Below are 21,597 nucleotides of genomic sequence, written 5' to 3'. Positions count from 1 at the left end.
TAAATTGATGAATAGTTATAAAAAATATATCTGAGTAATGATATATTTTTTTTATTGAAAAATTTAATTAAAATAGTAATTTTGAGTTGACAAAAACTACTTATAATAATATTATTATAAGTAGTTCTATAAGTTAATAAATATACTAATTTAAATATAACATAAAATGAATTAAAAGTCAATAGAAAAAATAAAAAAGGAGAATTTTAAAATGATATCACCTATTATTTTGAGTTCTATGCATCAAAATTTAAAGGAAATAGAAAGAAATGAATTGCTTGAAACTAATAAAGAATCTAAGTGTTATGGTCTAGTACTTTCCGAAGCGGATGTAAAAGATATAATAACTTCAAGAAATGATACTTTAAAGGGATATGGAAGAATAGAATTAGATATAAAAGTTACAAAACAATTAATAGAAAACATATATACATCACAGTTTACGAATATGGATGATTATTTAGAAATTATTAATGATATGCAAGAAATCTTTTATTACTTAAAAAATGAAACAGATGATAAAATTTGTGATGATGAAATTATAGAAATACTTGATGAACTTTATGAAAAATTTACAGGGAATATGGATAATGTAAGGGGAGAAGCAGAGGAATTTGCAAAAAAGTTTAAATTTGGAGAAGTTTAATCTAATGAGAGGGGAAACTTACTATGTCAAATAATAATCTAACCAACATCAATATAAATGAAAATAATCTAATAAAAAATCAATATGCAATATCTCTACTTAAAGAATGTATGGATTGTAAAGTAATAAATGAGAGAGAAGTATATAACATACAACAGGAAATATCCTTAATTCTTATAGATTTAATTAAAAAATATACAAATGGTCAAAGTACATCAGTAAAGACTGAAGTTGCTGAAAAATTATTGCTTTCAATTTGGTATTCTATTGATGCATATGTAAGTAAACTTGAAAATATAGAAAAAAGAGTTGCAGAATTGACGTCTAAAAATATTAAGTATGTATACTTAGAAGGCATTAAAATTCTTGAATATGATTTACTTGAGTTAGAAAAATTTTATGAAGTAATGAAAATTAGAAAATTAGACACTAATTTAATGGCGTATAATGATACTTTAATGGAACTGTCTGGTTTCTTTAAAAACTATAGTATAAAATTTGAAGCATATGATATTCCAGTGAGTATAGATTATCCATTGGCATTAGATGATATGGATATTCAAGGAATTTATTATGTGAAAAATTATATTGAGAGTATGGATATAGAAAATAGATTTTGTAATTTATTTAGAAAGAAAGATAGAGAAAAATTATTTTATGATTATGGAATAACTTATAAAATAGATTGTGATGTTATACTTATAAATTTATTTGAACTTATTATAAATAACTCTATTTTCTCTACAATTTTAGGTAATGAATCAACTAATTTGAAGATTTCAGAATATGAATATGAATTTTTAGAAAAACAATTTAAAAACATATACAATCATACTTTTGAAGATGAAATTAAGCAATATGAGGAAAATAATGTAGTTGAATTTATTGAAGAAAGTAATAGTTTTGATTTTAATAATTCTGAAGAGCTCAATAAAGAAAGTATAATAAATGAAAAAATAGTTTTATTGCTTGAAGAAGCAATTGATGTTTTGATAGAAAGATTAAATATAGAAGATGAAGCCATGATAAAATACATAAAAGCATATGAGAAGATATTTATTGAGTCTGTACTAAGTTCAATAAAAAGTGGCACTTTTAAAAGTATGATAACTGTAAGTAAGAATGAAAGTGAACCTTTAGAAAAGTATATTGTTGATGATGAAAATAAATTAGATGATAAGTCATTTAGAGCGATATTCAATGCTGTACTAGAGAGTACTTCTATAATTGAAAAAATAAAAATAATAAAGGAAAATATCAATGCAAAAAAAGACTTTATTGATATTCTTGAATCTGAGTGCTTATTTGGGGATGATTATCTAATGCTATTTGCTTCATTAAGTGAATTTGAATTGGCAATACTAGGAAGTGTAGTATTTTATGAAGATATGAGAATGGAAGAAATTAATTTATTAGAACTATTACTAAACAAAAATAATAAAACTACACTATGGAAAAGAGAGTACATTGAATTTATGAAGAAAAAAAATAAGGAAAAAATACATTGTATAGAAGAATATATAAATCAAATTAATTAACAAAAAATTGTGAATAAATAGAATGTTAGTATATAATATAATTTGTAAAGCATATCAAAAATACATATCTGTGGAGGAGACTATGAAAGAATATATTATAAATAATATTGAGGAGATAAGAGAAGAATTAATTGATTTATCTAAAAAAATATGGGAAAATCCAGAATTAGCTTTTGAAGAAAAGTATGCAAGCAGTATTCAAAAGGAATATCTAAAGTCAAAAGGATTTGAAATTGAAGAAGTAGACAATTTACCAACTGGATTTATAGCGAGTTTTGGAGAAGGTAAGCCCGTAATTGGAATACTTGGCGAATATGATGCTTTGCCAGAACTATCACAATCTGTGAGTACAGAAAAAAATCCATTGGTAGAGGGAGAATCTGGACATGGATGTGGTCATAATTTATTGGGTGTAGCAGGTGTAGGAGCAGTCGTTTCTATCAAAGAACTTATGGAAAAAAATAAATTTAATGGAACAATAAAATATTTTGGTTGTCCTGCTGAAGAAGAAGGTGGAGGAAAGACTGTAATGTGTGTAAATGGATGTTTTGATAATGTAGATTGCGCATTTACATGGCATCCTTTTGATATAAATGGAACATGGAGAGGTGGAAGTCTGGCAAATTTATCTGCTAGATTTAAGTTTAAGGGAATAACAGCACATGCAGCTCAAGCCCCTCATAATGGTAGAAGCGCATTAGATGCTGTTGAACTTATGAATGTAGGAGCAAATTATTTAAGAGAACATGTAATTGACTCTATAAGAATGCATTATGTTATAACTAATGGTGGAGGAAGACCTAATGTAGTTCCTGGTTTTGCGGAAAGTTGGTATTTTATAAGAGGTAAAAAAGCAAAGGATGCAGAGAATGTTCTTGATAGGCTAATAAAAGTGGCACAAGGAGCAGCTATGATGACAGAGACTGAAATGGAGTATGTAATTACTGATGGGATTTATGATTATATACCAAATCAGTGTTTAACTGATTTAGTATACGATAATATGATTCTTGTTGGAACTCCTAAAACTACTCCTGAAGAAGAAGAATTTGCAAAAAAATTATGTGCTACTCTTACTAAGGATGAGAGACTAGGTGTAGCTACAGCATTCCAAGACGATAAATCTATTGTGGACAGTTATATACATCATGGTATAGCTGATGGAGCAGAAGATAAGGGATTAGCTGGTTCTACTGATGTTGGAGATGTAAGTTATGTGATACCAGTAGCTCAATTTGCAATGGCAGCATGGCCTGTTGGTGTGGCAAGCCACACATGGCAGTCATGTGCATCAGCTGGTTCAAGTATAGGATTTTCAGCTATGATAAATTCAGCTAAGGTATTGGCTTGTAGTGCTTATGATGTATTTATGAATACTAAGATTATTGATGAGGCAAATATAGAGTTTGAAAAATCATTAGATGGACAAAAATTTAAACCATTGGTATAATCTTGGTAATAAAAATATTTATGGGGGGAATAACTATGAGAGAACAAGTTGAAAAAGTACTTGAACAAAAGATAAAACCTGTATTACAAAGAGATGGTGGAGATGTAGAGCTTATAGATGTAAATGAGAATGGTGTAGTTTTAGTTAGATTACAAGGTGCTTGTAGTGGATGTCCAGGAGCAACTATGACAATAAAAGCTGTTATTGAAAATGTTTTGGTAAGCGAAGTTCCAGGAGTAACTCAAGTGTTAGGTGTTTAATAAATTTAAATTATACATAAGGATTTATTAAGCTGTGTAAAAGAGTAAGTAAAACATTATAGATATATATGAAAAAGTGTGTAAGTGTATATTCATTTTCTTACACACTTTTTTTTATTTATTATCCAGCCATACCAATAAACATACCTATAAAGTATGGAATTAACCAGATAGTCCATACAACTATACTAAACTTATGGAAGAATTTTTTCTTATCTTCATCGTCCTTATACAAAACAAAAGTAGCCCAGCCTGCATGAAAAAGCATAAGCACAATTGCTAGGAGACCAGTTATACTATGAAGATTTTGGGACAATACAGACTTCACTTCAAAAGCGTGGCTATTAGCTATATTACTCATTGTAAATGTTCCTAAAGTATCAAATATTAAACCAAGCCAAAATATAATTACATGTTTCTTTTTTAAAATTTTAGCTTTTCTTTCTCCAAATACACCTATAGTGTAAAAAATTAAAGCTGATGTTATAAACACTATTGCAAGTATTAATTTAGAACTCATAATTATCTCTCCTTTATTTTTGCTAATATATTTCTAAGATTTTTTACTAATTCATTTAATTCTTTTTCATCACAATTTTTAAAAATACCATCAAAGCTTTCTTGCATTTTACTTTTAAAATTTGTGGCGAATTCAAGTCCATCCTCTGTAAATTTAACATATGTATTTCTCTTATCATCATATTTTTTGAACTTTTCTACATATCCAAATTGCTCTAATCTACTGATTATACCTGATACCGTTCCTTTAGCTAAAGACATCTCATCGCATAGTTGTGAAATTGTTAGTTCTTGATTATGAGCTATTAGCTTTATAACTATAATCTGTTGATGTGTTAATCCATTTTCCTTAAAATTTTCCTCTACTGTGTACATTGTTTTAGAATAGAGTTCTTTTAGAAGCATAGCTATTCTAAAACAATCATAATTAGTTTTCAATAAAATCACCTCTTAGATAGTTTGCATAGAAACTAATATAATATAGTTTCAGTAAATAGTCAATATAAAATTTAATAATTATGTAATAAATAAGAGATTAGTAATATCATAAAAATTTAATTTTAGGTAAAAATAAAACAATTTGATGAAATTTTAACAATTTTTCAAAAGTTTGTTTACACACAACATAAATGATGCTAAAATTGGTTTATAGATAAATATTTAAAATTTAATTTTTATTTAATGATAATAAAACCACGAAGGTTTAAACGTCGATTGACGCTTGCTTTTGGTGGTTTTTTTTATTGCAACAAAGGGGGAATAGGGGTTTGTTAAAGGATATAGTTAAAAAGTTGTTGCAGTTTATTTTAGTAATGTTTTTATTATCTTTTGTGGTTTTTTATATGGCAAGACTTGCTCCAGGAGACCCATTAATTTCTTACTATGGAGATGGTGTAGAAAGAATGAGTACTCAAGAAAAAGAAAATGCTATGAAAAAACTTGGTCTAAACGAACCAATATACAGTCAATATATAAAATGGATTTCAGATGCATCAAAAGGAGAATTTGGGATTTCATTTAAATATAAGCAAAATGTTACTTCTGTTATAAATGATGTTTATATAAATACTATCATATTAGGTGGTTCAGGATACATACTTACCTTTGTTCTAGCATTACTTTTAGGAATTTTTTGTACATTGCATGAAGATAAGCTTATAGATAGGGTTATATGTAAACTAGGTACGATAACCAATTGTATTCCATCATTCTGGGTTGCTTTAGTACTTATACTTATATTCAGTATAAATCTAAGTATACTTCCAAGTAGTGGAGCTTATTCAATGGGAGAGGAATATAGTATATCAAGTAGGATATCTCATTTAATATTACCTCTTACAGTACTTATATTGAGCCATTTATGGTATTACACATATATGATAAGAAATAAATTGCTAGAAGAAATAAGAGAAGATTATGTATTGCTATGTAAAGCAAAAGGTTTAAACAATAGAACCATTGTTTTTAAGCATTGCCTGAGAAATATAATGCCATCATATATAAGTATCATGGCTATTTCAATACCTCATATATTAGGAGGAACTTATGTAGTTGAAAAGGTTTTTTCTTATCCAGGGTTAGGAACTCTTTGTTTTGAGAGTGCAAAGTATCACGATTATAATATGTTATTAGTTTTATGTCTAATAACAGGAGCTTTAGTGGTATTTGGAAATATGCTAGCTCAAATTATAAACAATAAAATAGACCCTAGAATGAAGTACGATAGAGGTGATAACAATGAAGCCGCAATGTAGTGATTTTGAGATTGTAGGAGAAAATTATATTTCAGTAGTAAAAGATGAACAAATAGAAATAAAAAAAACTCTGTTTGAAAAATTTAAACAGTTACCATATATATCAATCATAATTTTATCTATTATAGTTATTGGAAGTGTATTTTCATCTTTGATAATGACACATGAGCCAACATATATGGATTTAGTAAGTTCTAATTTAGCTCCAAGTAAAGATTTTTTCTTTGGAACAGATTCAATGGGAAGAGATATATATTCTATGATATGGTATGGAGGAAAAATATCTTTATTTATAGGAATATTTTCGACAATAATATCAACTATTATAGGAATTGTTTATGGTAGCATAAGCGGTTCAGCATCTGAGCTTGTAGATGATGCAATGATGAGATTTACAGAAATCATACTTAGTATACCATCAATATTAATTATAATATTTGTACAAGCGATACTTGGGAATTCAAATCCAATATCTATGTCCATAGTAATAGGGATAACAAGTTGGATGAATATATCTAAGATTGTAAGGACTGAAGTTAGACAAATAAGAAATAGTGAGTACATACTAGCAGCTAAAAGTATGGGTGGAGGATTTTTATATATATTAAAACAGCACTTACTTCCAAACTTTGTTGCATCAATAATGTTTATGGTAGTAACAAATATAGGTGCAGCTATTGGAACTGAGTCAACACTGAGTTTTTTAGGAATTGGTTTGCCAATAGAAATTGTTTCTTGGGGAAGTATGCTATCTTTATCAGAAGAAGCACTGCTTTCAAATAGATGGTGGATTATCCTAATTCCAGGTATATTTTTAGTTACTACATTGGTCTGTATAACTAATATTGGTAATTATATAAGAAAGAGCAATAATAAAAAATCAAGTAATTTATAAATCAGCGTTTTAAGTGTTAAATAAGCAAATACTAAGGTATTTGAAATATCTATTTAAATAAATGGGGTCAAAGCTTTAAAAAATATTTATTATTAAAAGCAAAAGGGGGAGCATCATGAAATTAAAAAAATTAAAAGTTTTAAGTCTAGTAATGATACTTAGTCTAATGGCAGGCTGTTCGAGTGCAGGAAATGGGGACAAAAAAACAGATAAACCTAAAGATGGTAAAGTACTTGTTTATGGAAGTAATGACTATACAAGTATAAATCCAGCACTATATGAACATGGCGAAATAAATTCATTGATATTTAATGGATTAACAGCTCATGATGAAAATAATAAAGTAGTTCCTTGTCTAGCAAAAGATTGGAAATTTGATGAAGCAACAAATACATATACTTTTAATTTAAGAGATGATGTTAAGTGGCATGATGGAGAGAAATTTACAGCAAATGATGTTAAATTCACAATGGAAACTATAATGAATCCAGACAATGCTTCTGAAATAGCATCAAATTATGAAGATATAACAAAAATTGATGTAATTAATGATACTACTATAAAAATTGCTTTAAAAGCACCAAATACAGCAATGCTTGATTATTTAACAGTTGGAATATTACCAAAACATGCATTAGAAGGTAAAGATATAACTACTGATGGATTTAATCAAAAACCAATAGGTACTGGACCATTCAAACTTGAAAAATGGGATAAAGGGCAAAGTATAACACTTGTTAAAAATAGTGATTATTTTGTAAAAGAGCCAGGACTGGATAAAGTAGTATTTAAGATTGTACCAGATGACAAAGCTAAAGCAATGCAATTAAAATCAGGTGAATTAGATTTAGCACAAGTAACTCCTAAAGATATGTCTAATTTTGAGAAAGACGAAAAGAATTTTAAAGTAAATATAATGAAAACTGCAGATTATAGAGGTATACTATATAACTTCAATTCTAAATTCTTTAAAGATGAAAAGACTAAAGGATTACCAAATGCTTTAAGTTATGCAATAGATAGAAAAGCAATAGTTGATAGTGTATTATTGGGGCATGGTGTAGCCGCATATTCACCTTTACAAATGGGACCATATAATAATCCTGATATAGAGAAATTTGAATATAATCCAGAAAAGGCTAAGCAAGAAATTGAAAAATTAGGTTGGAAGTTAGGTTCTGATGGAATATATGAAAAAGAAGGTACTAAATTAGCTTTTGAAATAACAGCTGGCGAAAGTGACCAAGTTAGAGTTGATATGGCTAAAATATGTGCACAACAGCTAAAAGAAATAGGTGTTGATGCTAAAGCTGTAGTTGTAACTGAAACAGATTGGGCTAATCAAGATGCGCACTTAATCGGTTGGGGAAGTCCATTTGACCCAGATGACCATACATATAAAGTATTTGGAACAGATAAAGGTGCAAACTACAGTGCTTATTCTAATCCTACTATAGACAAAATACTTCAACAAGCAAGAGAAACAGAAAATAAAGATGAAAAATTAAAGTTATATAAACAATTCCAAGTAGAGATGACTAAAGATATGCCATATACATTTATTGCTTATATAGATGCTATATATGTTGGAAAACCAAATATAAAAGGTTTAACACCTGATACAGTTTTAGGTCATCATGGTGTAGGGATATTCTGGAACATAGCTGATTGGACAATAGAATAATAGTTAGATTAATTAGAAACCTTATGGATGAAATATATCCCTAAGGTTTGAATAGCATAGGGGTTGATGGTTTTTGGAACATTTATTGGAGGTTAATAATCTATCTGTAAGCTTTAAAATAGAAGAAGGCGAAGTACAGGCTGTGAGAGATGTGTCCTTTACCCTAAAGAGGGGTGAAACACTAGCTATAGTTGGAGAATCTGGTTGTGGAAAATCTGTATTATGCAAAAGTTTGATAAAGATACTTCCATATAATGGATATATCAAAAGTGGAGAGGTTCTATTTAAATCAAAGGACTTAGTTAAAAAATCTGAGAAAGAAATGGAAGATATTAGAGGAAGAGATATATCAATGATATTTCAAGACCCTATGACATCTTTGAATCCAACCATATCAATAGGAAAGCAAATAACTGAAGCTATAGTAATCCATCAAGGCATAAGTAAAAGTGAAGCTAAGAAAAGAGCTATAGAGCTTATTGAATTAGTTGGGATAGATAATCCTGAAAAAAGATTTAAACAATTTCCGCATCATTTTTCAGGAGGAATGAGGCAACGTATAGTAATTGCTATAGCACTAGCTTGTAATCCAGAAGTATTAATTGCTGATGAGCCTACAACAGCCTTGGATGTGACTATACAAGCTCAAATAATTGACTTAATAAAAGAACTACAAAATAAAATAGGCTTATCAATAATATTTATAACTCATGATTTAGGTGTAGTTGCAACTATGGCTGATAGGATAGCAGTTATGTATGCAGGTAAGATTGTAGAAATAGGAACAGTAGAAGATATATTTTATGACCCTAGACATCCATATACTTGGGGATTATTAGGTTCATTACCTACTTTAGATTCACAAGAAGATTATTTGTATAATATACCTGGAATGCCTCCAAATTTATTAAATCCTCCAAAGGGGGATGCATTTGCAGTAAGAAATAAAAATGCTCTTAGGATAGATTATGAAAAGGAGCCACCAATGTTTAAAATTAATGATACACACAGTGCAGCAACTTGGTTATTGCATCCAGATGCACCTAAAATAAATATACCAGTTAGGGTAAATGGTGGAAGGGTGATTTCTAATGAATAAAGAAAAAATACTAGAAATAAAAAATTTAAAACAATATTTTCATTTGGATAAAAGTACTATTGTAAAAGCAGTTGATGATATAAGTTTTGATATATATAAAGGAGAAATATTTGGTTTAGTAGGAGAATCTGGTTCAGGAAAATCTACAACTGGTAAAACTATAATAAAGTTACATGAGCCTACTGGTGGAGACGTAATTTATAAGGGAAATTGTATCTCAGATAAAAAATCATATAAATTTGTAAAAAAAGATGTAAATAAAAGTATGCAGATTATTTTTCAAGATTCTACCTCATCATTAAATCCTCGTATGACAATTGGAGATATAATTTCAGAGCCACTTAAAATTCAGGGTGTCTGTAAAAATAAAGCAGAAAGACTGGATAAAGTCTATGAGATGTTAAATTTAGTGGGACTTGATAGAAGCTATGCAAATAAATATCCTTCTGACTTTTCAGGTGGGCAAAGACAACGTATTGGTATAGCTCGAGCTCTTTCAGTAGACCCAGAGTTTATAATAGCTGATGAACCGATAGCCTCTTTAGATGTGTCTATACAAGCACAAATAGTAAATTTATTTAAAAAATTACAGAAAGAAAAGAATTTAACTTGTTTGTTTATAGCGCATGATTTATCTATGGTGAGACATATTAGTGACCGTATAGGAGTTATGCATAATGGAAAATTAGTAGAATTAGCGAATTCAGAAGAGTTGTATAATAATCCTATACATCCATATACAAAGTCTTTACTTTCTGCAATTCCTATTCCTGACCCAAGATATGCTAAGGTAAGAAATAGAGTGGAATATAATTATAGTATGTATAATTGTTCAAGTGATGAGTTATCAAGTTGGATTGAGGTTTCAGATGGTCATTTTGTATATGCTTCTAAATCAGATATAAATAAATACCAACAAAATTTAAAAGTTGTTTAGTGTAAAAACCATTCTAGGTAAGAGTTGCTTATTTAGAGTGGTTTTTATGTATGTAAATTTATGTGTAAAAGTGTAAGCTTTAGAACGTTCCCTTTAATTATTATCTTTAAAAATTTTATGATTAAAGTGTTAGCAAGTAGCATATTATTTTATAAAGGTTTATATAAAATACTTAAAATTGTTCTATATTTTGTCTTTAAATATATTAATATTAAAAAATTTACACTTTTAACAGGATTTATGTAAGTGTTTATAGAAATAAATAAGTATGTACATAATACATAATTATTTTTTATAATTCTAAAATAAAAGAATGGAGAGATAGCTATGAAGTGGAGAGATTATGCTGATGATGTAAACTTATTTGAGGATTTTGATAGAAGTATCAAACCTCTAACTGACGAACAAAGAAAGAAAAATATAAACACTTTAATTGCATATTTTTCAAAAGAAGTTCCTTCTAAAATATACAATTTATCAAATGATGAAATCAAGCCTAGAGATATACTTAGAGGACTTCTTAATGTATATCCACCAAAAGAAATTGCTCCAGAGATACTTAGTATGTTACATAACTTATTGTTAATTGAATGTGAAGAAAGAGAGTTAGTAGATGTAAATGATATAGAAGAAGTTGAGGAAGGCATTGCTATATGGAGAGGCAATATAACTAATTTAAAAGCAGATGCAATAGTAAATGCTGCAAACAATAAGCTATTAGGATGTTTACAACCATTACATTTATGTGTAGATAATGAGATACATTCATGCGCAGGTCCTAGACTTAGAGAAGATTGTGACAAAATAATAAAAAAACAAGGACATTTAGAATATACAGGAGATGCTAAAATAACTAGAGGTTATTGTCTACCTGCAAAATTTGTAGTACACACTGTTGGACCTATTGTATCTGGTGGTCAGCCAAGCAAAGAACAGGAAAAACAATTACTACATTGCTACAAATCATCTCTAAATACTATAAGAGAAATTGATGAAATAAAGAATATCGTTTTTTGTGGTATTTCTACAGGGGTATTTGGATATCCAAAAAAAGAAGCAGCTAATCTTGCTGTAAATAGAGTGAGATTATGGCTAAAAGAAAATCCTGAGAAAAATTTAAAAGTTGTATTTAATGTATTCACAGAAGAGGAAGAAGAAAAATATAGAAGAATATTTAGATAGCACTTGCCAATAAAGTATCTAGTAATATTTATTAGATAAGGCAATAGCTTATAAATATTAATGATTGATAAAATATAATTTGTAATTTTAGTAGATTAATAGGTATAATAGAAATCATAAGAGTAGTATAAGTAGCGATTGTATTACTTTTAAAAAACAAAATATAGGAAAATTAAATGGTAAATAAATATGAAAAATAGTTTTAAGAATTATATTAGTTTAAGAAATAAGGTAATAATTGTATCAGTTGTATTTCTGTTAATACCGTTAATCATATCGTATATATTTGGCAAATTGGTGTACGATAGCTCAGTTGGCTCAGAACAGTTAATAAAAAAAGAAGATGTATTAAAAGTATTTTCTAAGAGGAAAGATAAGCCCTTAGATAAATTGAAAAACTACAAGACAGATGAGCTGATGATACAAAGCTCTAATAATTACAAACTTGAAAGTCTTTTTATGAATTCAAATATAAAAACAAAAAATACTATTATAATTGTTCATGGAATGGGAAGTAATCACTATGAAATGCTAAAAATAGCATATGAATACTTAGATAAAGGTTATAATGTATTGATTTACAATCAAAGAAATACTGGTAATAGTGGAGGCGACAATTATACATTTGGTCTTTATGAGAGATATGATTTAGATAGTATAGTTAAGTTTGTAAAAAATAAATTCCCAGATGGTAAATTGGGAATCCATGGATTTTCTATGGGTGCAGGAACAGCTGCTATGCATACAGCTATAAACTCAGAAAGTCAAGAGGTCGATTTTTATATATTGGATTCTCCATATTCTGAAATGAAGGATGCCATTAGAATGGGAGTAATAGAAAAACATATACCAAATGTATTAGTAAATTATGTCGTAGCATGTGGGGATGTGTATAATAAATTTAAATCTGGATTTTGGTATAGTGATGTAGAACCATATAAGGCAATCGAAAAGAGTAATGTTCCTATACTATTTATACATGGAACAAAAGACACTGTTTGTAATTATCAAAATAGCCAAACCATGTATGACTTAGTCAAGCATAATAAAAAAGAGCTATGGCTCATAGAAGGTATTGAACATGTTGCTGGATATGACTCTGATAGTAGAGCATATTTCAATAGAATTTTTAGGTTTATAGATAGTAGTATTATCAATTAATAGAAATTAGTTGTATATTTTAATAGCTTATTTATTTTATTACAAAATAAATAAGCTATTTTTCATATTAAATATAAATATTTAATATGAATTAATTGATTATGAAAATGAAAATAACTACCAATTAAATTCACCTGTACCTCAAATAAAAGAGTTAGTATTATATACAATAAAATCTAACGAAAAGAGAGGTAGTATATATGAAAAACAAAAATAATAAAGAAAAAGGCATGTTGAATATGAGAGTATTAAGAGTTTTGGGATTACTATTAATATTTTTTGACTATACAGGAGATACTTTAAATTTTTATAACTTTTTTGCTAAACCCTTAGTATCAGGAAGTTTATATCAATCAGGAGGAGCTGATTATATAGTATTATTGTTATTTGTTACAGAATGTGTATACTTAGTTGGAAGATACATATTAAAAGTTAAAATAAATTGGAGTGAAGTTATTGAAAATGAAAAAGATAATTTTATTAATAATTTATTAGTTGAGAAGATACAAGAAGAAAGCAACTTTGTATATAACCTATTAAACTCATTTATTTTACCGCATGTATACAAGATAGGAAAATTATTCATATCAAAAACACATAATACGTTAATCTACATTAAGGAAAATTACTATTATGTAAATATATATTAATATATTTAACTATTTAGTATATTGAATTTTATATGTGGCTACCAAAATGAACAATATAGGTTTTTATGATAGACTGAATTTTTTGATGTACGTTTTTGGCATACATAAAAATCGCAATTTACTTTACAATTAATTTATAAATCATGTAAAAATAGATTGCGATTTTTATTTTTAAACTTCTGCTATGATTTTGCCTGTGTCAATCAAATCATATCCACCAAGACCTTGAAGTTCGGCCTTAAATTCAGCTGAATTAATTATACTAATTATAGTTTGGTAGACAGGGTTTTTCAAGTCTTCTTTTTTAATAACCAAATCATAACGTTCCTTGTGAAGAGGAATAAAGTCAATATTGTTTACTTGTAGAGCAGCTTTTTCATTGCCTAATCCAACATCAGCTATACCACGAGAAACCTTGCTTGCTACACCTAAATGCGATAATTCTTCATTATAATAACCATTTATATCAGTGCCATTAAAATTTAAAAGTCTAAGTTTGCCATCAAGCAAAACTCTAGTTCCAGCCCCTTTTTCTCGATTTACAAGTGTTATATTTGGTCTGGTTAAATCATTCCAACCTTTTATTTCCTTAGGATTTCCTTTAGCAACATAAAAACCTTGCATTCTATATGCTAGATTTATAAGTACACATGGGATTCCTGGCAATAGTTTTTTAACAAAAGTACTATTATATTCGTCTGTTTCAAAATCCCATAGATGGGATGATGCTATAGAAACCCTGCCATTATATAATTCATATAAAGCATTATAACTTCCTATATAAGAGCGAAATGTATTTACTCTATCTAATCTTTTTTCAACAGACCTAGCTAAAATGTCTAATATTACATCTTGACCAGAAATAATAATTTTACGATTATTATCAATATCTATATTTTTATTGTTAAAATGTGTATCTTTAATTTTACCAGTTTTTTGATTGTTGATATATTCTTCGACATCTTTAATATCAACTCTTATTTTTTTACCTACTTTGTAAGAAGGAAGTTCACCTCTTTTGATTAATTCATATACAGTATTTTTTGTTATCTTTAATAATTCAGCTACTTCAACAGGTGTCAAAGATGATAATGAGTCCATAATCCACCTCCATATAAGGTTATTTTAACATTAAAAAAAGAAAAATGTAGAAAAATATTTAAAAGTAATATAAATAATTTACTTGAAAATTTATTAGCAGGTATATATAATTAAGTTATACATAACAAAACATGATAAAACATGATAAAACGAATTAAAATATGTATCAAATTTACAAAAAGGGAGAGTATTATGAAAAAAATATTGGGAATATTAGGATTAGTTGCATGTTTAACTTTGGGGACAGTTGGATGTAGTAGTAAAGAAAGTCCAAAAGATGATAGTAAAGAAGAAAAAACAAATAAAAGCAGTGAGACAGTAGAACTAAACATATCTGCTGCTGCAAGTTTAAAAGAAGCAATGGCAAAAATTGAAGAAGAATATAAAAAAGTTGATTCCAATGTAAAGCTTACAGTTAACTATGGAGCATCAGGTTCACTTCAACAGCAAATAGAACAAGGTGCACCATGTGATTTATTTATTTCAGCAGGTCAGAAACAAATGAAAGCTTTAGATGAAGAAAAGTTATTGGTTTCTGATACTATGAAAGATTTAGTTAAAAATGATTTAGTTCTTATTTCTTCAGCTGATAGTGATGTATCTAGTATGAAAGACTTAACTACAGATAAAGTAAAGAAAATTGCAGTTGGAGAAGCTGAAAGTGTTCCAGCAGGTAAATATGCAGATGAAGTATTAACTAATTTAAATTTAAAAGATACATTAAAAGATAAATTGGTGTTTGCGAAAGATGTAAAAGAGGTTTTAGCATGGGTGCAATCAGGTAATGCAGATGTTGGATTCGTTTATTTTAGTGACACTGTGAATAATGATAAAATAAAAGTAGTTGAGAAAACAGATGAAAAAACTCATTCACCTATTACATATCCAGTTGCAGTAATTGAAGCTAGTAAAAATGCAGATGCTGCTAAGAAATTTGAAGAATTCCTGTTGAGTGATGCAGGACAAAAGATTTTTGAGGAATTTGGATATAAAAAAGTAGAATAAGCTTACAAATAATTTATATGTAATTAAAAAGAAGTTGTATATAAATAAATGAAAATTGAAAATAATTGTATATTATAATAAAATGGAAATAGTGAAATTAATATATTTATTAATTTCACTATTTCCATTTAAATTAAGGAGGGAAAAAATGGGGACAGATTGGTCACCTTTATGGATATCACTTAAGACAGCTTTTTTGTCAACGATAATAACTTTTATAATAGGAATATTTGTGTCATATATTATGGCTAACTATAGAGGTAAGTGGAAAGGTATTATAGATGGTATCTTTACACTTCCATTAATTTTGCCACCCACAGTTGTTGGATTCTTTTTATTGTTGTTATGTGGGAAAAATGGCTTTGTAGGTAAATTTTTACTGAATTTTGATAAAACCTTAATATTTAGCTGGACAGCAACTGTAATCTCAGCAGTAGTAGTATCTTTTCCTATGATGTATAGAACTTCAAGGTCAGCTTTTGAACAAATTGATAGCAACATGTTGTCTGCTGCTAGAACCTTAGGTCTTAATGAATGGAAAGTTTTTTTAAAGATTGCAGTACCATTAGCTTGGCCTGGGATAATAGGTGGACTTGTGTTGTCGTTTGCTAGAGCACTTGGAGAATTTGGTGCTACACTTATGATAGCTGGAAATATACCTGGAAAAACTCAAACTATGCCAATCGCTATATTTTTTGCAGTTGAAGGTGGAGATATGAATAAAGCTATGATGTGGGTTATGATTATTGTAGCGATATCTATAGCAATGATTTTATTATTAAATTATTGGTCAGAATTCCAGCAGAAAATAATAGGAAAGAGGTGTAGATAGTTGAGTTTATATGTAGATATTGAAAAAGATTTATCCTCTTTTAAATTAAAAGTAAAAATTGAACAGGAAAAAGGAATTTTAGGATTTTTAGGTGAATCTGGTTCTGGAAAAAGTATGACGTTAAAATGTATAGCAGGACTTGAAAAACCTACAAGAGGTAAGATTATATTAAATGAAAGAGTATTGTTTGATTCTGAAAAAAAGATAAATTTATCAACACAAGAAAGAAACATTGGTTTTTTATTTCAAAACTATGCATTATTTCCTCACATGACTGTAAGCCAAAATATCGAACTTGGTCTTTCAAAGTTAAGTAAAGATGAAAAAAAGGAAATAATAATGAAATATTTAGAAATACTTAAATTAAATGGATTTGAGGGTCGATACCCTTGGCAATTATCTGGTGGTCAGCAACAAAGAGTAGCACTAGCTAGAGCCTTAGCTACATCTCCAGATATACTACTTTTAGATGAACCTTTTTCTGCATTAGACCATCATTTGAGAAGTAATATGGAAAAAGAACTTATGAATATGTTAAAAGATTATAAGGGAGATATATTGTTTGTTACTCATGATATTGAAGAAGCTTACCGAGTTTGTGATGATATTATGGTTTATAATAAAGGAGAAGGTCTTCCAAAAAGACCTAAAAAAGAACTATTTGAGTCTCCAAAATATCTTATAGAAGCAAAAATAACAGGATGTAAAAATATATCTCGATTAAATAGAATAGATAACAATACTATTTATGCTACAGATTGGGGATGTAAGTTGACATTAACTGGAAACATAGGTGATAATATAGAATATGTGGGAATCAGAGAGCATCATATTAAGGTTTTAGATTCTAGTGAAAATTTAGATGGCAAGTTATGTTTTAGACTAATTAACATTATAGAAAATCCATTTACATACACTATATATGCTATAAACAATAATTTATCTAGCAAAAGTATGCCTATTCAGATAGAATTAGAAAAAAACAAAATGAAATTTGATAAGGGAGACAGCATTTATTTAGATTTTCCACAGGAATATTTATTTTGCTTTAAGTACAATTGCAAAGAAAAGGAGTAATTTATATGACTGAAAAAGAAAAAATGTTGTCAGGGAAAGGTTACTATGCAAATGATGAATTGCTAGTAAAAGAAAGAGAGTATTGTAAAAAATTAACTAGGTTGTTTAATAACTCTTTGGAAGATGAATATGAAAAAAGAGTGGATATTTTAAAAAAACTATTTGGTTCAGTTGGGAATCAAATAAATGTTGAACAAAATATAAGGTGTGACTATGGATATAATATACATGTAGGTGAAAATTTCTTTGCAAACTATGACTGTATTTTTTTAGATGTATGTAAAATTGAAATTGGTGATAATGTAATGTTAGCTCCAAATGTTCAAATTTATACAGCTTATCATCCAATTGAGGCACAGCTTAGAATTTCAGGAATAGAGTATGGTTCACCTGTAAAGATAGGAGATAATGCATGGATAGGTGGAGGCGTGATTATAACTCCAGGAGTTACTATAGGTGATAATGTGGTAATAGGTGCAGGAAGTGTAGTGACAAAAGATATACCATCAAATACTGTAGCCGTTGGAAATCCATGTAGAGTAATAAAACATATAGAAGAATAATTTTATTTATATAAATAAGTTAAGATTATTAATATATTATCTTTGGATAAGAAATATATCAATGTAAAATTGAATAGACAATATATTAAAATAAAAAAATATGCCTGTTTTTATGTTTGGAAAGATTCATAGAAACAGGCATATTGATTGTATATAAAAATATCATTAAATTTTACTTTATTTTCATATTTTATATTAATTAGAGTGGTCAAATTATTTATTTTCAGTTTTAATATAAACTATGTTCTTGTCAGAAGGTTTATCTAGAGAAAGTGCCTTTAGAGTATCTTCATTAATAATTAAATTAGTTTCTTCTAAACTTGTTATAGGCATATCTGAAACTTTAGATTCTCCTTTTAGGACCTTAACAGCCATCTCACCAGTCTTATAACCTAATTTTTCATAATCTATACCTTGGCAAGCTAATGCTCCACCTTTTACCATACCTTCCTCTGCAGCTATTATAGGTATTTTATTTTTAGTAGCAAGTTGAGAAACGATAGGCATAGAAGATGCAAGTAAATTATCTGTAGGAGCATAAATAACATCTACGCTACCCATTAAACTAGAAGCAGCTTGATTTATTTCACTAGAAGAACTAATTCCTTTTTCAACAACTTTAAGACCTTTATCATTTGCATATTTCTTCAAGTTATCAACTTGAACTTTAGAATTTACCTCACTAGTATTATATATAACACCTATAGTCTTTGCTTGTGGGATTAGTATATCAAGAGCCTTTAAACTCTTATCAATAGGTGTAAAATTAGAAGTTCCAGAAACATTTTTACCTGGTTTATCTAAAGAATCTGCAAATCCAGCTGAAACAGGGTCAGTTACAGCAGTTATAAGTATAGGTATATCTTTAGTAGCATTGTATGATGCCTGAGCAGATGGAGTAGATATAGCAAATATCAAATCTTTTTTATCAGAAACAAATTTACTAGCTATAGTTTGTGTAGTAGGCATATCATTTTGAGCATTTTGATAATCTATTTCTATATTTTTACCATCTTTAAATCCATTATCTTCTAGAGCTTTAATGAATCCTTCTCTGGATGCATCTAAAGCTTGATGCTCAACTAACTGAGTAATACCAATTTTTTTAATTTCATTATTTTTATCAGATGATTTATTTGACTCACCTTCATTATTTTTAGAACAACCTGTAATGGTAGATACACTAAGAACACCAATTAAAATTAAATTTATCAACTTACTGGACTTCATTTTGACCACTCCCTCATAAAAATCTATTATATTTATTCTTGTTTAGTTTTTACATAAGAAATATTTTCATTAGAAGGTTTTTCCATACCTAAAGCTTTTAGTATATCTTCATTAACAATGATATCTGTATCATCTGATGTAGCTACAGGCATATCAGAAACTGATTCACCATTTAAAATTTTAACAGCCATTTCACCTGTTTTGTAACCAAGTTTTTCATAGTTTATACCTTGACAAGCAAGAGCACCTTTTTCAACTGGACCAGATTCAGCTGCTATAACTGGAATCTTATTTTCAGTAGCTATTTTAGAAACTATTGGCATAGAAGAAGCTACTAAGTTGTCAGTAGGAACATATAAAACATCTATCTTACCAACTAAGCTAGAAATTCCCTGATTGACTTCATTTGAAGTAGTTATTCCTTTTTCAACAACTTTAAAACCATTTTTAGAAGCATATTCTTTTAAAGCATCAACTTGAACTTTTGAATTAACTTCACTAGTATTGTACATAACTCCTATAGTCTTTGCTTTAGGAGCAAATATTTTAAGTAGTTCTAATCCTTTTTCTACAGAAACAAAGTCTGATGTTCCAGATACATTTCCACCTGGTTTTTCAATTGATTTAACTAAGCCAGCAGCGACAGGGTCACTGACAGCAGTTATAAGTATAGGTATATCCTTAGTTGCATTATAAGCTGCTTGAGCAGATGGAGTAGATATTGCAAATATTAAGTCCTTTTTATCAGATGCAAATTTACTTGCAATACTTTGTGTAGTAGGCATATCATTTTGAGCATTTTGGAAATCTATATCAATATTTTCTCCATCTTTAAATCCATTTTTTTCTAAGGCTTTTACAAATCCTGTTTTAGTAGCATCTAATGCTGGATGTTCAACCAATTGAGTTATACCAATTTTTTTAACTTCTTTGTCTTTAGAGTTATTTTCTTGTTTAGAATTGCTAGAGTCTCCACCTTGTGAACATCCTGTAAGCATAGATATTCCAAGAGCACCAGCTAAAATTAAACTTACCAATCTTTTTTTATTAATCATTTTTATATCCCCCTCGAAAATTTTATTATTATATATGTTCATATATTCATATGAATGGTTGTAGTATTGCTAAAAATATTATGACTTTAAAATTATTTTATAAATAAACTAATTTGTAACTAAGCTAAAATTAAATTATCATAATATATACTTTTAAACAGCATATTCAAATTTTTCTAAGATTTCTTCAACTGTTAATTCTTCTTTTTCTTTTCCCTTTACATCTAAGACAACTTCACCTTTATGGAGCATAATTAATCTATCTCCATATTGAAGAGCATGCTTTAAGTTGTGAGTTACCATAAGTGTAGTTATATTTTTTTCTCTTACAATTTTATCGGTTAATTCAATTACCTCATTTGATGTCTTTGGGTCAAGAGCTGCTGTATGCTCATCAAGTAACAAAACTGAAGGACTTGTTAAGCATGACATAATTAGTGAAAGTGATTGTCTTTGACCTCCTGATAAAAATTGTACTTGTACGTCTAGGTATTTTTTTAAATCTAGAGAAACTCCTTCTAATAAATTTTCTAGAAAATCTCTTTTATAACGAAGACATTTTTTTAGATTTAATAACTTACCTTTATTAAGAGCCAAAGATAAATTTTCTCTAACTGTCATAGAGGGACAAGTTCCTAAACTTGGGTCTTGAAAAACTCTACTTACTATTTGAGTTCTTCTATGTTCAGCCAAATTAGATAAATTGTGTTTATTTAACAATACTTGGCCAGAAGATTCTTTTATAAGACCCGATATTATATTTAATAAAGTGGATTTACCAGTTCCATTGCTACCTATGATACTTACAAATTCACCGTCTTCTATGTCAATTGATAAATTTTCAAATATAGTATTAGGTTGACCGTATGGATTTGGGAAACTCTTTGAAAGATTTTTAATTTGTAACATCTATAACACCTCTTTTTTCAGATTTATTTTTGGTACTAGCCTTGCACTTG

22 protein-coding genes are annotated in these 21,597 nt (G+C 28.4%); 16 read left to right on the top strand and 6 right to left on the bottom strand.

Annotated elements, in window-relative coordinates; all coding sequences use genetic code 11:
• Nucleotides 1-211: 211 nt before the first annotated feature.
• From IR151_RS04535 to IR151_RS04520, 4 genes are all read left to right on the top strand, one after another.
• Entirely contained in the window at nt 212-646 is a 435-nt protein-coding gene (locus tag IR151_RS04535; RefSeq protein ID WP_227433336.1) for a DUF6323 family protein, read from the top strand.
• Between the two features lie 23 nt (nt 647-669).
• Entirely contained in the window at nt 670-2,184 is a 1,515-nt protein-coding gene (locus IR151_RS04530) for a DUF6179 domain-containing protein (RefSeq protein ID WP_227433335.1), read from the top strand.
• An 82-nt stretch (nt 2,185-2,266) separates the two neighbouring features.
• The gene (locus tag IR151_RS04525; RefSeq protein WP_227433334.1) at nt 2,267-3,634 is read left to right on the top strand and encodes a M20 family metallopeptidase; all 1,368 of its coding nucleotides are present in this window, start codon (nt 2,267-2,269) and stop codon (nt 3,632-3,634) included.
• Nucleotides 3,635-3,669: 35 nt separating this feature from the next.
• The gene (locus tag IR151_RS04520) at nt 3,670-3,894 is read left to right on the top strand and encodes a NifU family protein (RefSeq protein WP_227433333.1); all 225 of its coding nucleotides are present in this window, start codon (nt 3,670-3,672) and stop codon (nt 3,892-3,894) included.
• A 121-nt stretch (nt 3,895-4,015) separates the two neighbouring features.
• Here the strand turns inward: IR151_RS04520 and IR151_RS04515 are convergent, their stop codons facing one another.
• The gene (locus IR151_RS04515) at nt 4,016-4,414 is read right to left on the bottom strand and encodes an HsmA family protein (RefSeq protein WP_227433332.1); all 399 of its coding nucleotides are present in this window, start codon (nt 4,412-4,414) and stop codon (nt 4,016-4,018) included.
• Between the two features lie 2 nt (nt 4,415-4,416).
• Entirely contained in the window at nt 4,417-4,851 is a 435-nt protein-coding gene (locus tag IR151_RS04510; protein WP_255605859.1) for a MarR family winged helix-turn-helix transcriptional regulator, read from the bottom strand.
• A 329-nt stretch (nt 4,852-5,180) separates the two neighbouring features.
• On the opposite strand from IR151_RS04510, the gene IR151_RS04505 reads away from it, so the two are divergent.
• From IR151_RS04505 to IR151_RS04470, 8 genes are all read left to right on the top strand, one after another.
• Nucleotides 5,181-6,167 carry an ABC transporter permease gene (locus IR151_RS04505; protein WP_227433331.1) on the top strand — a complete coding sequence of 329 codons (987 nt, stop codon included), beginning with the start codon at nt 5,181-5,183 and terminating at the stop codon, nt 6,165-6,167.
• Nucleotides 6,151-7,062, top strand: coding sequence for an ABC transporter permease (locus tag IR151_RS04500; RefSeq protein ID WP_227433330.1), 912 nt, complete (start codon nt 6,151-6,153; stop codon nt 7,060-7,062). Before IR151_RS04505 ends, IR151_RS04500 begins: the two co-directional genes overlap by 17 nt.
• Before the next feature lie 115 nt (nt 7,063-7,177).
• Entirely contained in the window at nt 7,178-8,746 is a 1,569-nt protein-coding gene (locus IR151_RS04495; RefSeq protein ID WP_227433329.1) for an ABC transporter substrate-binding protein, read from the top strand.
• A 73-nt stretch (nt 8,747-8,819) separates the two neighbouring features.
• A complete protein-coding gene (locus IR151_RS04490; RefSeq protein ID WP_227433328.1) occupies nt 8,820-9,845 on the top strand; it encodes an ABC transporter ATP-binding protein in 1,026 nt (341 codons plus the stop codon).
• Nucleotides 9,838-10,782, top strand: coding sequence for an ABC transporter ATP-binding protein (locus IR151_RS04485; protein ID WP_227433327.1), 945 nt, complete (start codon nt 9,838-9,840; stop codon nt 10,780-10,782). The genes IR151_RS04490 and IR151_RS04485 overlap by 8 nt, the downstream gene beginning before the upstream one ends.
• A 327-nt stretch (nt 10,783-11,109) precedes the next feature.
• A complete protein-coding gene (locus IR151_RS04480; protein WP_227433326.1) occupies nt 11,110-11,964 on the top strand; it encodes a protein-ADP-ribose hydrolase in 855 nt (284 codons plus the stop codon).
• 189 nt (nt 11,965-12,153) lie between these two features.
• Complete coding sequence (locus IR151_RS04475) at nt 12,154-13,125, top strand: alpha/beta hydrolase (RefSeq protein ID WP_227433325.1); 972 nt, start codon at nt 12,154-12,156, stop codon at nt 13,123-13,125.
• A gap of 200 nt (nt 13,126-13,325) precedes the next feature.
• The gene (locus tag IR151_RS04470) at nt 13,326-13,775 is read left to right on the top strand and encodes a hypothetical protein (protein WP_227433324.1); all 450 of its coding nucleotides are present in this window, start codon (nt 13,326-13,328) and stop codon (nt 13,773-13,775) included.
• 171 nt (nt 13,776-13,946) lie between these two features.
• On the opposite strand, the gene IR151_RS04465 is transcribed toward IR151_RS04470, so the two are convergent.
• Nucleotides 13,947-14,876: a helix-turn-helix transcriptional regulator gene (locus IR151_RS04465; RefSeq protein ID WP_227433323.1), complete on the bottom strand. Its 930-nt coding sequence runs from the start codon at nt 14,874-14,876 to the stop codon at nt 13,947-13,949.
• 192 nt (nt 14,877-15,068) lie between these two features.
• On the opposite strand from IR151_RS04465, the gene modA reads away from it, so the two are divergent.
• From modA to IR151_RS04445, 4 genes are all read left to right on the top strand, one after another.
• Nucleotides 15,069-15,881, top strand: coding sequence for a molybdate ABC transporter substrate-binding protein (gene modA, locus IR151_RS04460; protein WP_227433322.1), 813 nt, complete (start codon nt 15,069-15,071; stop codon nt 15,879-15,881).
• A 148-nt stretch (nt 15,882-16,029) separates the two neighbouring features.
• The gene (modB, locus tag IR151_RS04455; RefSeq protein WP_227433321.1) at nt 16,030-16,713 is read left to right on the top strand and encodes a molybdate ABC transporter permease subunit; all 684 of its coding nucleotides are present in this window, start codon (nt 16,030-16,032) and stop codon (nt 16,711-16,713) included.
• Complete coding sequence (locus tag IR151_RS04450; RefSeq protein WP_227433320.1) at nt 16,714-17,790, top strand: sulfate/molybdate ABC transporter ATP-binding protein; 1,077 nt, start codon at nt 16,714-16,716, stop codon at nt 17,788-17,790. It abuts the gene before it with no gap.
• Nucleotides 17,791-17,795: 5 nt separating this feature from the next.
• Nucleotides 17,796-18,353 carry a sugar O-acetyltransferase gene (locus tag IR151_RS04445; protein ID WP_227433319.1) on the top strand — a complete coding sequence of 186 codons (558 nt, stop codon included), beginning with the start codon at nt 17,796-17,798 and terminating at the stop codon, nt 18,351-18,353.
• A 213-nt stretch (nt 18,354-18,566) separates the two neighbouring features.
• Here IR151_RS04445 and IR151_RS04440 read toward each other — a convergent pair whose 3' ends face one another.
• The 3 genes from IR151_RS04440 to IR151_RS04430 all read right to left on the bottom strand — a co-directional run bounded on the left by IR151_RS04440 (nt 18,567) and on the right by IR151_RS04430 (nt 21,547).
• Entirely contained in the window at nt 18,567-19,583 is a 1,017-nt protein-coding gene (locus IR151_RS04440) for an ABC transporter substrate-binding protein (RefSeq protein WP_227433318.1), read from the bottom strand.
• A gap of 32 nt (nt 19,584-19,615) precedes the next feature.
• On the bottom strand, nt 19,616-20,638 hold the full coding sequence (locus tag IR151_RS04435; protein WP_227433317.1) for a CD0873 family tyrosine ABC transporter substrate-binding lipoprotein: 1,023 nt from the start codon (nt 20,636-20,638) through the stop codon (nt 19,616-19,618).
• Nucleotides 20,639-20,791: 153 nt separating this feature from the next.
• Nucleotides 20,792-21,547 carry an ABC transporter ATP-binding protein gene (locus tag IR151_RS04430; RefSeq protein ID WP_227433316.1) on the bottom strand — a complete coding sequence of 252 codons (756 nt, stop codon included), beginning with the start codon at nt 21,545-21,547 and terminating at the stop codon, nt 20,792-20,794.
• Nucleotides 21,548-21,597: the final 50 nt, after the last annotated feature.

Source organism: Clostridioides sp. ES-S-0006-03, assembly GCF_020662275.1.
Classification (GTDB): Bacteria; Bacillota; Clostridia; order Peptostreptococcales; family Peptostreptococcaceae; genus Clostridioides.
The sequence above is the reverse complement of the archived record's forward strand: the minus strand, read 5'-3'. Positions and strand labels throughout refer to the sequence as shown.